Raw genomic sequence first — 14790 nt, forward strand, 5'->3', positions numbered from 1 at the left:
GGTCCAACTTTTCGCGCACATCATCGTGGGAGATGAAGATGCCGAAACCGCTGCTCGCTGCCATACTGGGTTGCGCCCTTGCCGCTCCCGCACTGGCGCAGGAGGAAGTCGTCGTCACCGGCAGCTTGCGCCGCGCCGAAGCCACTGCGCAAACTTCAGGGATCGGCATCAAGCGGCGCGCCGATTTCGCGGTGCAGCGCGTGACGGTCTATGGCGACGCCCGCGACAAGGCGCAGCGGCGGCAGGAAATTCTGGCGACCGTCCGCAACGCGATTGCGCTCGGCCAGAAACAGTCGGTGCAGCTGGCCTATGGCGACAGCGTCATTCAACCGCTGACTCTCGCCAATTTCGCGGACAAGCTGAAGTTCGACAAGGACTCCGACCGCGACGATGCCGAGGAAGTGGAGTTCGTCATCAAGACGCCGCTTGCCGACGGCAACGCCTTTGCCGCGCTCGATCGGCTCAATGCCTTCGTCAAGGCCGTGCCGCTGTCAGGCCGAGCGGTCATCGAACAGCAGGGCGAGCCGGGCGTGTCGATCATCGATCCCAGCCAGTACCGCGGCCAGATTCTGGCTGCGATTGCCGCCGATGCCAACGCGGCGGCCAAGCAGTTCGGGCCTGATTACGCGGTCGAAGTCAGTGATCTGGCGCGGCCAGTGCAATGGGCGCTGACTGGCCCGACCGAAGTGCTGCTTTACATCGCCCATGACTTGAAGGTTGTGCCCAAGGACTAGATATCTGCCCCGCGCGAGCGTCGGCTCATGTTTATTGGTTCCGGTCGCCTTGAGGCTGGCCTGTTCACCAGCACGAGCGGATCAACGCTGCGCCCTTATTTGCCGGGCGCCTAAACCAGGCGCGCTTCGCCCCCCGTCAGCACATGCGTGCACAGCTGCGCTTCGGGGCTATCGCCCACGGCCAGCTGCGCGACCGTCACCCAGCCCTCGGCGCGCATCGCTGCCGCCAGCGCCGGATCGGTGCCGATCGGCACGAACAGCCGCCGCCGATCGGGCACGCTCAAGCCGCCATCGACGATCGCATCGGGGTAGAGCGAGAAGCCGATCGCGGGCTCCTCGGCGCCGCCCTCGTGCATCACGGTGTAGCTGCCGCCGCGGCCGATTTCGCCGCGCACGCCCGACGCGAAAATCGAAAAGCCGATCCAGCTCTGATATTCGAAACCATGCCGCTCGGTCGGGTCGAGCGTCATCGCAATCCGGCCATCGAGCGCCTCGGCGATCTTCCACAGCCCGTCGAGCCGTGATCGCAACGCGCCGCCGACATCGAACGCGCAGAGCCGGTCGTGCGCGGCCGCGAACGGCCCTGCCGCTTCGATCAGCGGCAGATAACGCGCGTCGATTGCCGCAACGCCACCCGCGTCCTTCGCGTCGAGGCGATCCTTCAGCCGCTCGATCCGGTCCGCCGCCACCGGCAGCGGCCCCGCCGCCAGCGTGTCGACCAGGTCGGGCAGCGTGAAGTCGATCGACAGCCCGGCAATCCCGGCTGCCTGCAACGCCTCGACCGCCACGCCGACGATCTCGCGCGCGGCCGCGACGCTGTCGAGCCCGATCAGCTCGCAGCCGATCTGCCGCATCTCGCGCTCGGGATCGAGTTCGGCAGCGCGCAGTTTGAGCACTTGCCCGGCATAGGACAGCCGCACCGGACGCGGATGGTGAGCCATCCGCGTCGCCGCGATCCGCCCGACCTGCGCGGTGATATCGGGCCGGATCGCGAGCGTGCGCTGCGACACCGGATCGACATAGCGCACCGCGTCGATCGTCCGCGACGCCTTCAGCCGCCGGGCAAGCCCTTCGAAGAACTCGACCAGCGGCGGATCGACGCGCTCATAACCATGCGCGAACGCCGCGCCGAGGAGCCGCGCCTCGAGCGAGGCAGCGGCATCGGCAAACGGTGGCAGGCGATCGTGAAAGCCTTCGGGCAGGAGCGAGGAGGTCACCTTAAGCCCTCTCCCCTTCGGGGAGAGGGTTTGGGAGAGGGGCGCCACACGCGATGCCGATTGCGGCGAGCACCCCTTCAAGATTAAATGCCACCTCCTGATTGGTGAATCTGATCACCCGATACCCCTTAGCTTCCAGCCAGATCGTTCGCTGCGCGTCATAGACCTCGTTGCCCGCATGCGTATCCCCGTCAAGTTCGATGACCAGCTTACGCGAACGGCATGCAAAATCCGTAATATAGGGACCGATGATGACCTGTCGGTTGAACTTGATGCGATCGAAACGCTTGGCACGAAGCTCGTACCACAGTCTCTGCTCTATGGGCGATGGCGACTTGCGCATCGCCTTGGCCCGCTCCAACAATGTCGGGTCTTGCTGCATGGCCCCTCTCCCAACCCTCTCCCCGGAGGGGAGAGGGCTAGTAAGCATATCAAAACGCCAGCGCCATCACCGTCTTCACGCCGGGCAGCGCGCGGACCTGCGCGATCAGGTCGGGGGTCACGGCCTCGTCGACCGACAGCAGCACGATCGCTTCGCCACCCGCCGAGCGGCGGCCGAGGTGGAAGGTGCCGATGTTCACTCCCTGCGTGCCGAGCAGCGTCCCGAGCCGCCCGATGAAGCCCGGCGCGTCCTCGTTGACGACATAGAGCATATGGCCGACCAGATCGGCCTCGACCTTGATGCCGAACAGCTCGACGAGGCGCGGCGCGGCGTCGCCGAACAGGGTGCCCGCGACCGACTTGTCGCCGGCTTCGGTCTTCACTGTCACGCGCACCAGCGTGTGGTAATCACCTTCGCGGTCGTGGCGGATTTCGCGCACGTCGAGCCCGCGTTCCTTCGCCAGGAACGGCGCGTTGACCATGTTCACGATATCCGAATGGACGCGCATCATGCCCGCGAGCACGGCCGAGGTGATCGGCTTCTGGTTGAGCTGCGCGGCGGCGCCCTCGACTTCGACCGAAATGCCCGACAGCGCGCCATGGGCGAGCTGCCCCACCAGCGAACCGAGCTTTTCAGCCAGCGCCATGTACGGCTTCAGCTTGGGCGCTTCCTCCGCCGACAGCGACGGCACATTGAGCGCGTTGGTGATGCCGCCGGTCACGAGGAAATCGGCCATCTGCTCGGCAACCTGAAGCGCGACATTGACCTGCGCTTCGGTGGTCGACGCGCCGAGGTGCGGCGTCGAGACGAAGCCCGGCGTGCCGAACAGCGGCGATTCCTTCGCGGGTTCGGTCGCGAACACGTCGAGCGCGGCGCCCGCGATATGCCCCGAGTCGAGCCCCGCCTTCAGCGCCGCTTCGTCGATCAGCCCGCCGCGCGCGCAATTGATGATGCGCACCCCCTTCTTGGTCTTCGCCAGATTTTCCGCCGACAGGATGTTGCGGGTCTGGTCGGTCAGCGGGGTGTGGAGCGTGATGAAATCGGCGCGCGCGAGCAGATCGTCGAGCGTCACTTTCTCCACACCCATTTCGAGCGCGCGTTCGGGGGTGAGGAAGGGATCATAGGCGATCACCTTCATCTTGAGGCCCAGCGCCCGGTCGGCGACGATCGAGCCGATATTGCCCGCGCCGATGAGGCCCAGCGTCTTGCTGGTCAGCTCGACGCCCATGAAGCGGTTCTTTTCCCACTTGCCGGCCTGTGTCGACGCATCGGCCTCGGGCAATTGGCGGGCGAGCGCGAACATCAGCGCGATCGCATGCTCGGCAGTGGTGATCGAATTGCCGAACGGGGTGTTCATCACCACCACGCCCTTGGCGCTGGCGGCGGGGATGTCGACGTTGTCGACGCCGATCCCGGCGCGGCCGATCACTTTCAGGTTGGTCGCGTGCTCGAGGATCGCCTTGGTCACCTTGGTCGAGCTGCGGATCGCGAGGCCGTCATACTGGCCGATGATCGCCATCAGCTCTTCGGGCGTCTGGCCGGTAATTTCGTCGACCTCGACACCACGCGCACGGAAGATGGCGGCGGCGTTGGGGTCCATTTTGTCGGAGATGAGGACTTTGGGCATGGGTGAACCTTTCTAAGGAACCGTCATCCCCGCGCAGGCGGGGATCCATAATCGCTGACGGTAGTGGGTATGGGTTCCCGCCTTCGCGGGAATGACGGAAGCTAAACGGCGCGCGCCGTCGCGTAGGCCCAGTCGAGCCACGGCCCGAGCGCTTCGACATCGGCGGTGTCGACCGTCGCGCCGCACCAGATGCGAAGTCCCGGCGGCGCGTCGCGATAGCCCGCGACGTCGAACGCCGCCGCTTCGGCTTCGAGCGCCCCGGCCATGCGCTTGATCAGCGCTTCGTCGGCTCCCTCGACCGTCAGGCAAACGCTGGTCTTCGACCGCGTCGCCGGATCGGCAGCGAGATGGCCGAGCCAGTCGCGCTCGGCCACGATCTTGTCGAGCGCGGCCGCATTGGCATCCGACCGCGCGATCAGGCCGTCGAGCCCACCCAGCGCTTCGGCCCATTCGAGCGCGAAGATCACGTCCTCGACCGCAAGCATCGACGGCGTGTTGATCGTCTCGCCCTTGAAAATGCCCTCGGTCAGCGCGCCCTTCGACACCAGCCGGAAGATCTTCGGCAGCGGCCAGACTGGGGTGTAGCTGGTCAGCCGCTCGACGGCGCGCGGCCCGAGGATGATCACGCCATGCGCGCCCTCGCCGCCCAGCACCTTTTGCCACGAGAAGGTCGTCACATCGAGCTTGTCCCACGGCATGTCGTAAGCGAACACCGCCGAGGTCGCGTCGTTGAAGCTCAGCCCCTCGCGGTCGTCGGCAATCCAGTCGCCGTCCGGCACGCGCACGCCGCTGGTGGTGCCGTTCCAGGTGAACAGCACGTCGTGGCGCCAGTCGACCGCGCCGAGATCGGGCAGCGCGCCATAATCGGCGCGGATGATGTTGGGGTCGAGCTTCAGCTGCTTGGCGGCATCGGTCACCCAGCCTTCGCCGAAGCTTTCCCACGCCAGCGCGGTGACGGGGCGCGCGCCGAGCATCGTCCACATCGCCATTTCATAGGCGCCGGTGTCCGACGCCGGCACGATGCCGATCCGGTGCGTGTCGGGCACGCGCAGCACCTTGCGGGTCAGGTCGATCGCATGTTGCAGCCGCGCCTTGCCGATCTTCGAGCGGTGCGAACGGCCGAGCGATCCGGTCGCGAGCTTGGCGGCGTCCCAGCCCGGTGGCTTGGCGCACGGCCCCGACGAGAAATAGGGACGGTCGGGCTTAGTGGTGGGTTTTTCGGGCGCAGACGCAGTGGTGGCGTCGATCGCAGCAGAATCAGTCATGTCAGTCTCTCCTTACAGAGAGCACGCGCGGCGTTGGGACCGCGTGGCCCATCGACCGCCCTAACGATCGCGGCAGCGGCGTCAAGGACGTTACGCGGGCGATTGCGCAAATATCGCGCGCAGTTGCCCCGCGCCCCAGCCCCGCTATCGTTGCCGCGATGCTGCCCCCGGCGGGGCTGGCGGTGTTCGCGGCCTCAGGCGCGCTGGCGGCGGCGCGGCGCGGGCAGACGATGGTGACGCTCGCCTTTTTCGCGCTGGTGACGGGCGTCGGCGGCGGTACGATCCGCGACGTGCTGATCGGCGCGCCGGTGTTCTGGATGCAGGACAGCCGGGCGGCAGCCACCTGCCTCGTTATCGCCTTTCTGATCTACGTCACGCCCGAACGCTGGTGGCGCGGGACTGCGCTCGACTGGTTCGACGCAGTCGGGCTGGCCGCCTATGCCGTTTATGGCGCCGCCAAGGCACTGTCCTATGGCGTGCCCGTCGTTCCCGCCGCGCTGATGGGGGTGATGTCGGCCTGCGTCGGCGGCATCATCCGCGACGTGCTGGCAGGCGAGCCGTCGATCATCATGCGACCCGAAATCTACGTGACCGCCGCCGCGCTCAGCGCCGGCAGCTATGTGACGCTCGTTACCTTGGGGGTGCCCGCTGAAATCGCGGCCGGCGCCAGCGCCGCGGCTGGCTTTGCGCTCCGGGCGGCGGCGATCCGCTGGAAGCTCGCGCTGCCCGCCTATCGCGCGCCTGAGGCCTAGAGCCGCACGAACAGGTTCAGGCTGGCGACGTGATTGACCCGGTCCGGGCCGATCCGAAAGATGGTCTGGTTGAGATAGCCGGGCTCGAGATTGACTTGCTTGTTCAGCGGAATCGAGACGCCAGCGAAGGTGCGAACCTGATCGAACCCGGCGCGCGCGCCCCAATCGGTGCTGTTGGCTGCATAAAAGCCCTCGACAAACACGACGCCCGACAGCTTGGCACCGCGCCGGAGCGGCATCTGCGCGCGCACGAACTGGCGCAGCCGCACGCCGGTGTCACGCCGCCCTTCGACCATGCGCTGCTCGATCCGCGAACGACCCCAGACATACAGCCCGCGCGAATTGCGCAGGATCGGAAAGCTCAATTGCTGCCACAGCCGATGCTCATTGGTGGCCGCACCGTTCGCGGAATCGGTGTGGACATAGACATAACCGACATGCGCCGTCGTATCGCGCGCCAGTCGGACGCCGATTGCCGGACGAAGCAGGATCTGAGTCGCGCGCGTGGCATCGGTCAGGCGCGTCTGCGCTTCGGCCCAGAAGATCACATCGCCCTTGATGGGGCCCTGAACCAGCAATTGCGCCCAAGCCTGACCATCGTCCTCGGCCTGCGCGGGTGACGCCGCCGCCAACAGCAACGCCGCCAACCCAAGACAGCCGATAACGCGCATCAGCCGCGCACGACGCCAACGTCAGTGAAGGGCCGCGGCTCGACCGGCGGCACGCTCGGTTCATGCAGTTCGCGCTGCCAGAAACCCACGTCGATCCACTGCTCGTGCTTGTAGCCGACCTCACGATAGACGCCGGCGCGGCGGAAGCCGACCGATTCGTGCAGGCGGATCGAATAATCATTGGGCAGCGCGATCCCGGCAACCGCCTGCGTAAAGCCCTGAACGCGCAAGGTATCGACCAGCGATTGGTAGAGCAGCCGTCCGACGCCCTGCCCCTGCGTGGCCGCACTGACATAGATCGTCGTTTCGACCGTGTAGCGATAAGCCGGTCGATCACGGAACCGCGTGGCATAGGCATAGGCGAGCACGCCGCCGCCCTCACCGTCATCGTCCCCACCCGTCGTCGCGACCAGCCACGGATAGAGCCCGTCGGACGCGGCCATGCGGGCGCGCATCTGGCGCGCATCGGGCGCCTCGACCTCGAAGGTCGCGGTGCCGGTCAATACATGCGGCGCGTAGATGGCGGCAATCGCGGCGGCATCCTCGGGCCGCGCCGCACGGATTGCGATCACAGGCCGACGATCACAGGCCGACCCGCGCGAGCAGCAGCGCGAGCAGCGACTGGTCGGCGGCAGACGGATGGGCAGGCCGAAGTGCGGCACATTCCAGGCAGCGCGCCTGGATTGCAGCACCACCCGCAAGCCGCTTCACGTCGCCCAGCGCCTGCGCGAACACCGCGCGCCGCTCGGCGGCGATGCGGCTGAAGGCGTCGCCCGCGTCACCCTTTTCTTCCTCGTCCTTGCGCAGCAGATCGTTCAGCAGCTTGGTCCAGCGATCGGGCGCCTTTTCGAGATATTCGGCATGGACCTTCTTGGGATCAAGGCCCGCGCGCTTGGCGGCTTCGTTGACCGCGTCCTGAAGATTGCCGAACCGGTCGACAAGGCCGATCTGCCGCGCCGTGCCGCCATCCCAGACGCGGCCCTGCGCAATCGCGTCGACCTGTTCGGGCGTCTTCTTGCGCGCCTTGGCGACGCGGTCGATGAACTGGGCATAGCCATGTTCGATCCCGGCTTGCAGGATCGTGCTGACCTCGTCGTTCAGCCCGCCGACCACATCGGGCTGCCCCGACAGTGGCGTGGTCTTCACCCCGTCGGCGCTGATACCGAGCTTGTCGAGCGTCTTCTCGAAACTCGGGATGATGCCGAAAATGCCGATCGACCCTGTAATCGTATTGGGTTCGGCAAAGATCGTATCGCCCGCCGTTGCCACCCAATAGCCACCCGATGCCGCCACCGAGCCCATCGACACCACGACCGGCAGCTTCTTCGCCTTGGCTTCCAGAATCGCACGCCGGATGGTCTCCGACGCGAGCGCCGAGCCGCCGGGCGAATCGACACGCACCACCAAGGCCTTCAGCGACTTGTTCTTCAGCCCGTCACGCACCAGCGCCGCGATCGTATCGCCGCCGGCGGTGCCCGGATCAGCCTTGCCGTCGACGATGTCGCCCGCGACCGTGACGATGCCGATCGCATCGCCCGTCGTCGGCAGCGGATGCGCATCGAGATAGGTGCTGTATTTGATCGCCGCGAAGCCGGCATTGCTCTTGGCCGGCGCTTCGCCCGCCACGGCGGCGACGCGCTTGTCGAAGTCGGCGCGGTCGCCAAGCTTGTCGATCAGCCCGGCCGCCAGATTGGCCTTGGCAATGTCGCCCTTGGTGGCAGTGATCAGCTGCGCCGGGTTTGTGAGATAGCCTGCCACCTGCGCCTTGGGCCGCGCCTTGGCGACCGTCTCGCGCCAGTCGGCCGCGATCGCACCGTAGAGTGCCGTGCTCGCTTCCTTCGATTCGGGCGATTCATCGGTGCGGGTATAGGGTTCGACGAACGACTTGAACTTGCCGACGCGGAACACATTCACGGTCACGCCGAGCTTGTCGATCAGCCCCTTGTAATAAAGCCGCGAGCCGCCGGGGCCGCTGAACAGCGTGCCGCCCATCGGGTGCATCCAGATTTCGCTGGCATTGGCGGCAAGCCGGTAGCTGCTGTCCGAATAAGCCGTGGCGTAAGCAAGCACTGGCTTGCCGCTTGCGCGTACCCGACCGATCGCGGCGCCGACTTCGTTGAGCGCGGCGGGCAGACCGCCCGCGAAGGAATCGAGATCGAGGACAACCGCCTTCACCCGCGCGTCGCCCTTGGCTTCGTCGAGCACCCGGATCACGTCGCGCAGGCGATATTCGCGCGGGGCGCTGCCGCCACCGAAATCGAGCTGCGGCGGCGCCGGCTGTTCGACGATCGACCCGTCAAGCGCCAGCACAAGCGCGCCGTCCTTCACTGCCGCCCGGTTGGGCCGCGCCGCCAGCCCGGCGAATAGCGCGCCGAAGAATAAGAGCATGGCGACCAGCACCAGCGCATCCTTGATGCCGACCAACAGCTTCCAGGCGCCTCGCAGCAATTTCACGTCGTCATGCTCCCGATTTTTCGCACGTCATCGCTCCCTAGCCGAGCCGTCTTATCCCTGCAACACGGGATCAAGAACGTGGTTTGATTGCCGAACGCGACATCGATCGACCCTTGACGCCCGATGAACGGATACACATATGCGCGTTGTTGGCACTCGCCGGGGGTGAGTGCCAGTAGCATTAATCAACCCTTTTTAACAAAGGATGGAGCGCATGAACTTTCGTCCACTCCACGACCGCGTGCTCGTTCGCCGCGTCGAGGCTGAAGAAAAGACCGCGGGCGGCATCATCATCCCCGACACCGCCAAGGAAAAGCCGCAGGAAGGCGAAGTCGTCTCGGTCGGCACCGGCATCCGTGGCGATGACGGCGCGATCACCCCGCTCGACGTGAAGGCAGGCGACAAGATCCTGTTCGGCAAGTGGTCGGGCACCGAGGTCAAGGTCGGCGGCGAAGACCTGCTGATCATGAAGGAATCGGACATTCTGGGCATTGTTGGCTGAACCCGACGGGCCGAGGATCGTCGGCTGACGCCGCGACCTCACCGCAGATTTCCAATCATTTGAGACAAGAGGAACATTCAACATGGCAGCGAAGGACGTAAAGTTTTCGCGTGACGCTCGTGAGCGCATTCTGCGCGGCGTCGACATTCTCGCCGATGCAGTGAAGGTCACGCTGGGGCCGAAGGGTCGCAACGTCGTGATCGACAAGAGCTTCGGCGCGCCCCGCATCACCAAGGACGGCGTGACGGTCGCCAAGGAAATCGAACTGAAGGACAAGTTCGAGAACATGGGCGCGCAGATGGTCCGCGAGGTTGCCTCGAAGACCAACGACGTCGCCGGCGACGGCACCACCACCGCGACCGTGCTCGCTCAGGCGATCGTGCGCGAAGGCATGAAGTCGGTGGCCGCCGGCATGAACCCGATGGACCTGAAGCGCGGCATCGATCTCGCCGTCGCCAAGGTCGTCGAGGACGTGAAGGCGCGTTCGAAGCCCGTCGCCGGGTCGAGCGAAATCGCCCAGGTCGGCATCATCTCAGCCAATGGCGACCGTGAAGTCGGCGAGAAAATCGCCGAGGCGATGGAAAAGGTCGGCAAGGAAGGTGTGATCACCGTCGAGGAAGCCAAGGGCCTCGAGTTCGAACTCGATGTCGTCGAAGGCATGCAGTTCGACCGCGGCTACCTCTCGCCCTATTTCATCACCAACCCGGAAAAGATGCAGGTCGAACTCAACGACCCGTACATCCTGATCCACGAAAAGAAGCTGTCGAACCTGCAGGCGATGCTGCCGATCCTCGAAGCGGTTGTGCAGTCGGGTCGCCCGCTGCTGATCATTGCCGAGGACATCGAAGGCGAAGCGCTCGCAACGCTCGTCGTCAACAAGCTGCGCGGCGGCCTGAAGGTCGCAGCGGTCAAGGCCCCGGGCTTTGGCGATCGCCGCAAGGCGATGCTCGAAGACATCGCGATCCTGACCAAGGGCGAGATGATCTCGGAAGACCTCGGCATCAAGCTTGAGAGCGTCACGCTCGGCATGCTCGGCCAGGCCAAGCGCGTCACCATCGACAAGGACAACACCACCATCGTCGATGGCGCGGGTGATGCCGAAGCGATCAAGGGCCGCACCGATGCGATCCGCCAGCAGATCGAAAATACCACCAGCGATTACGACCGTGAGAAGCTGCAGGAGCGTCTCGCCAAGCTCGCTGGCGGCGTGGCCGTGATCAAGGTCGGCGGTGCGTCGGAAGTCGAAGTGAAGGAGCGCAAGGACCGGGTCGACGACGCGCTGCACGCAACCCGCGCGGCTGTCGAGGAAGGCATCGTCCCTGGCGGCGGTACCGCGCTGCTCTATGCGACGAAGGCGCTCGACGGCGTCACCGGCGCGAACGAAGACCAGACCCGCGGTGTCGACATCATCCGCAAGTCGCTGACCGCGCTGGTCCGCCAGATCGCGACCAACGCCGGCCATGACGGTGCGGTTGTGTCGGGCAAGCTGCTCGACCAGACCGACACGTCGTTCGGCTTCAACGCGTCGACCGACACCTATGAAAATCTGGTGACGGCCGGCGTGATCGATCCGACCAAGGTCGTGCGCACTGCGCTGCAGAACGCCGCCTCGGTTGCCGGTCTGCTCATCACCACCGAAGCAGCGGTGAGCGAGCTTCCCGAAGACAAGCCCGCCCCCGCGATGGGCGGCGGCATGGGCGGCATGGGCGGCATGGACTTCTGATTTTGGACCGGGGCAGCGAAAGCTGCCCCGGACACAAAATCGGAAGCGGCCGGCGGGTTGGCATCGCCGAACCCGACCGACGAGTCCCGGCTTTGCCGGGACCGTGCCCCCCACGAACCTACCGACCACAGCAAAGGGCCGAGGGAGCAATCCCCCGGCCCTTTCGCTTTTTGTGCAACCGGGTCAGCCCATCGCCCGCCAACGCGCAGCCAAGCCGAAGCGGGCTGCCTCTTCCCCCAACCGTCACCCCGGCCTCGTACCGGGGCCCACCGCCCCCCACGCGATCCCGCCAGAGCCTTTAGCGCATCGCCCGGCTGCACCGTGGGCCCCGGCACAAGGCCGGGGTGACGGTTAGGGTTTGGGCAGCTTTCGCCCCAATGTCGGTCTTTCGAGGCAGTGATCGGCGTTCCTGAAACCTGCCGTGTTTCGATTTCCAGTTGTAGAAGGTGGCATCGCTGATCCAGTGCTTATGGCACAGCTCGGCCGTCTTCACACCAGCCTCATGCTCGCGCTGCACCCCAATGATCTGATCCTCGGTAAATCAGCCTCGCCGCATCACTCGTCTCCATCTGACGAGCTAACTTACCAATGGCATGATTTCTGGGGAGCAGGTCATTGCGTACCTTCGCCGGCAGGTGACTTGTCCCGAAAAAGTCGTATTAATGTGCCGCGGACTGTCCAATCGATTGCCGCGGCACAGGGGGGAACAATGTATCAATTTCGCCTGATGCTGTTGTTGCCCGCGCTCATGCCCACGCCTGCTCTAGCTCTGGCCCTGCCTCAATCGTCAGCCTTGGTGTCGCCACCACGATCCGCTGACACTCTCAACCAGACAGCGATGCTGGTCTACCAAGACAAGGCGCGTGTGGCGGCGCTGGTGCGCCAGGCGAGTGCCGCACTCATCGCGCGCGACCGTGACATTGCCTCCCGCGATGCGCAGATTGCGGTGTTGCAGACAGAGCAGGCACGCAGCAATGTGCGGGCGGTACGCGAACGCGCGGCGCGGCAAGCCGAGATCGACCGCCTGACGATTGAAAACGCCAACGCCAAGCTGGCCTCTACCGCCGAGCTCGCTGCGCGCGATGCCGACTATGCGCGCGAACGATCGATCCTGCTGTCGACCGCCGACCGTTTGCTGCAAACGCCAGAGGGGGCCCGAGTCCTGCGGCTGTTCAACGCCGGCGGCAGGGACAATTGGCAGGAAGCCAAGGCGGTGCTGGCGCAGATGCAGAAGTTGCGCACCGCCACCGATCGCCGCGATGGTGCCGTGCTGTATCTGCAAAAGCGTGCCCGTGGCGAGGAAACCACCGACGCTTGTATTGCTGAATACGAGGCTGTCGTTGCCAATGATCCCCGCGAACATTGGGACTGGGTTGAGCTGACGCGCCTGTATAGCACTGCCGGGCGCAGCAGCGACGCCGTACGCGCCGCGCAGCAGAGCCTCGCGACCTCGCCCGACGACCGAGCCCGAAGCGTTGCGCTTAACGAAATCGGTGACGTCCGCCTATTGGCGGGGGATCGCCCCGGCGCACTGGCCGCATTTGAGGAGGGGCTAACGATTGCGCGCCGCCTCGCCGAACGCGACCCCGGCTCGGCACAGGCGCAGCGCGATGTTTGGGTGAGCCTCAACAAGGTTGGTGACGTCCGCCTATTGGCGGGGGATCGCCCCGGCGCACTGGCAGCATTTGAGGACGGGCTAACGATTGCGCGCCGCCTCGCCGAACGCGACCCCGGCTCGGCACAGGCGCAGCGCGATGTTTCCGTGAGCCTCGAACGGGTTGGTGACGTCCGCCTATTGGCGGGGGATCGCCCCGGCGCACTGGCCGCATTTGAGGAGGGGCTGGCGATACGCCGCCGCCTCGCCGAACGCGACCCCGGCTCGGCACAGGCGCAGCGCGATGTTTCCCTGAGCCTCGAACGGGTTGGTGACGTCCGCCTATTGGCGGGGGATCGCCCCGGCGCACTGGCCGCATTTGAGGAGGGGCTGGCGATACGCCGCCGCCTCGCCGAACGCGACCCCGGCTCGGCACAGGCGCAGCGCGATGTCTGGGTTAGTCTTTGGAGGCTCGCCTCCATGGATGCACAAGGGGTGCGGTGGCAGGATGTTGTCGATCAGTTGGACGACATTGAACGGCGCGGCTTGCTGCTGCCGAGCGATGCCCATTTCCTCGTTGAGGCGCGCGCGCTCGCCGCAGCGGCACAGACCCCGCGATGATCGCCGTCGCTGCCCTGCCGACCGATCGGGCGCGCGGTGAGCGCCTGACCGAAGCGTTGCTAAACGAACGACTGGAACCGCGGTTGTTTGCGACCGCGCCGAACGATCCCGCTTGGACGCAGCAGGCCGAAGACGTGCTTGATGCCGAAGCCGTGGTTATGTGCTGGAGCACGGCGGCGATCGACGCGGAAGCCGAACGTTATCGCACCCTTGCTGCGGCGTGTGTCAATCGTGGGCGCGCGATGTTTGTCATGCTTGATGGCGAACCGTTGCCGCCGGAAATTGCTCATGCCAGACAGTATCCGTTGAAGCCATGGCAATTCGGGCCGAGTAATTTCGTACTGCGGCTGGCAGTCGGCGATCGATTTCTGCGCGACATCGTGATTGCGGCGCAAAACAAGGCTGCTGGGCTCGATCCGCCACCAGCCAGTGCGATCACCGTGTTCTATCGGCGTTGCGCCGTCGCCTTTATCACCACACTTGCCGCTGTCATTATTACTGCTGGCGGCTTGAAGCAGGCATATGACTACGTCGCCGACATGGTGCCTGATGCAAAGGAAGAAGCTGCATGGGCGGCGATCCCTGCGGCGACGACGAAAACCTGTGATAGCTTTCAACGCTTTGTCGATGCCTACCCCGGCAGCAAATACGCCCCCCAAGCGCAGGCTGCCTTGGCCAATCCCTCTACGATATCAACATGGGTTCGCCAGTCACGTCCGCTGATTGTGCCCGATGCGCTGCTCGCGCCAAAGGCATCGGACGAACCGGTCGCCCGACGACTGGCCGATGCCGGCCTCAAAGAGCGAACGGCTGGCGTATGTGCCGACCTTGCCGCAGCCGGCGGTGCAAGGGCCAAGGGTCACACGATTACGATGGCACAGATGCAATGCGATCGTATTGGCAAGGACTGGTCATGCCGAACGGAAGCGAAAGCAAACTGCATTCAGGATGAGCCGCTTTCGACGTCCGTTTGCACCAAGCGACAATGAGAAAGATCTCTACCTTGATTGACTTAGAATATTTTGAACCGATCGAATTGACCCTTCAGAGGGTCACAAACGGCGGCTCTCGGCAGAAACCACCATTTCGGTGACCTCTAGATCGGTCGCCCCTGGGTCGACTGCTGCCGTGGGGGCGCAGCGCGATCGAAGGGTAGCTATCGCCATTGGGCTTCCCAAAAGCTGTACGGCAGGAATCCACCACAAGCTGCCAATCACAACGCCCGCGCCCGCCCCCCTCACCCCCGCA

13 protein-coding genes and 1 pseudogene are annotated in these 14790 nt (G+C 65.3%); 6 read left to right on the plus strand and 8 right to left on the minus strand.

All coding sequences use genetic code 11. The features are described 5' to 3' along the window. Positions 1-38 precede the first annotated feature (38 nt). Positions 39-734, plus strand: a complete 696-nt coding sequence (locus AX672_RS03820; RefSeq protein WP_168727314.1) for a TonB-dependent receptor — start codon at positions 39-41, stop codon at positions 732-734. Positions 735-844: 110 nt separating this feature from the next. Here AX672_RS03820 and AX672_RS03825 read toward each other — a convergent pair whose 3' ends face one another. The 4 genes from AX672_RS03825 to AX672_RS03840 all read right to left on the minus strand — a co-directional run bounded on the left by AX672_RS03825 (position 845) and on the right by AX672_RS03840 (position 5225). Beyond that, on the minus strand, positions 845-1951 hold the full coding sequence (locus AX672_RS03825) for an ATP phosphoribosyltransferase regulatory subunit (protein WP_066648490.1): 1107 nt from the start codon (positions 1949-1951) through the stop codon (positions 845-847). Between the two features lies 1 nt (position 1952). Continuing rightward, a complete protein-coding gene (locus AX672_RS03830) occupies positions 1953-2333 on the minus strand; it encodes an endonuclease domain-containing protein (RefSeq protein ID WP_082730360.1) in 381 nt (126 codons plus the stop codon). 49 nt (positions 2334-2382) lie between these two features. Then, positions 2383-3960 carry a phosphoglycerate dehydrogenase gene (serA, locus tag AX672_RS03835; protein ID WP_066648493.1) on the minus strand — a complete coding sequence of 526 codons (1578 nt, stop codon included), beginning with the start codon at positions 3958-3960 and terminating at the stop codon, positions 2383-2385. 101 nt (positions 3961-4061) lie between these two features. Beyond that, positions 4062-5225 (minus strand): phosphoserine transaminase, encoded by a 1164-nt coding sequence (locus tag AX672_RS03840; RefSeq protein WP_066648496.1) that lies wholly within the window; start codon positions 5223-5225, stop codon positions 4062-4064. 158 nt (positions 5226-5383) lie between these two features. On the opposite strand from AX672_RS03840, the gene AX672_RS03845 reads away from it, so the two are divergent. Further along, positions 5384-5977, plus strand: coding sequence for a trimeric intracellular cation channel family protein (locus AX672_RS03845; protein WP_066648499.1), 594 nt, complete (start codon positions 5384-5386; stop codon positions 5975-5977). Here the strand turns inward: AX672_RS03845 and AX672_RS03850 are convergent. Genes AX672_RS03850 through sppA form a run of 3 tightly spaced genes read right to left on the minus strand, consistent with a single transcriptional unit; the run spans position 5974 to position 9102 of the window. Continuing rightward, positions 5974-6648, minus strand: coding sequence for a DUF2490 domain-containing protein (locus tag AX672_RS03850; protein WP_066648502.1), 675 nt, complete (start codon positions 6646-6648; stop codon positions 5974-5976). The two genes, AX672_RS03845 and AX672_RS03850, sit on opposite strands and share 4 nt — an antisense overlap. Continuing rightward, complete coding sequence (locus AX672_RS03855) at positions 6648-7220, minus strand: GNAT family N-acetyltransferase (protein WP_066648505.1); 573 nt, start codon at positions 7218-7220, stop codon at positions 6648-6650. Before AX672_RS03855 ends, AX672_RS03850 begins: the two co-directional genes overlap by 1 nt. A gap of 10 nt (positions 7221-7230) precedes the next feature. Continuing rightward, positions 7231-9102 carry a signal peptide peptidase SppA gene (sppA, locus tag AX672_RS03860; protein ID WP_066648508.1) on the minus strand — a complete coding sequence of 624 codons (1872 nt, stop codon included), beginning with the start codon at positions 9100-9102 and terminating at the stop codon, positions 7231-7233. A gap of 214 nt (positions 9103-9316) precedes the next feature. Here sppA and groES point away from each other — a divergent pair, with 214 nt between their 5' ends. After that, positions 9317-9604, plus strand: coding sequence for a co-chaperone GroES (groES, locus tag AX672_RS03870; RefSeq protein ID WP_066648520.1), 288 nt, complete (start codon positions 9317-9319; stop codon positions 9602-9604). 82 nt (positions 9605-9686) lie between these two features. Continuing rightward, positions 9687-11327, plus strand: a complete 1641-nt coding sequence (groL, locus tag AX672_RS03875; RefSeq protein ID WP_066648521.1) for a chaperonin GroEL — start codon at positions 9687-9689, stop codon at positions 11325-11327. A gap of 418 nt (positions 11328-11745) precedes the next feature. Here groL and AX672_RS18995 read toward each other — a convergent pair. Continuing rightward, positions 11746-11844 (minus strand): annotated as a pseudogene (locus AX672_RS18995) (transposase); the annotation flags it as partial. Between AX672_RS18995 and AX672_RS03880 the strand changes: the two are divergent. Together AX672_RS03880 and AX672_RS03885 are read left to right on the plus strand one after the other, a co-directional pair. After that, complete coding sequence (locus AX672_RS03880) at positions 11797-13542, plus strand: tetratricopeptide repeat protein (protein ID WP_202189230.1); 1746 nt, start codon at positions 11797-11799, stop codon at positions 13540-13542. The pseudogene AX672_RS18995 and the gene AX672_RS03880 overlap by 48 nt on opposite strands. Then, a complete protein-coding gene (locus AX672_RS03885; RefSeq protein ID WP_066648523.1) occupies positions 13539-14531 on the plus strand; it encodes a hypothetical protein in 993 nt (330 codons plus the stop codon). The genes AX672_RS03880 and AX672_RS03885 overlap by 4 nt, the downstream gene beginning before the upstream one ends. Positions 14532-14790 lie beyond the last annotated feature (259 nt).

The organism is Sphingomonas sp. CCH10-B3, from assembly GCF_001556185.1.
GTDB lineage: Bacteria > Pseudomonadota > Alphaproteobacteria > Sphingomonadales > Sphingomonadaceae > Sphingomonas > Sphingomonas aquatica.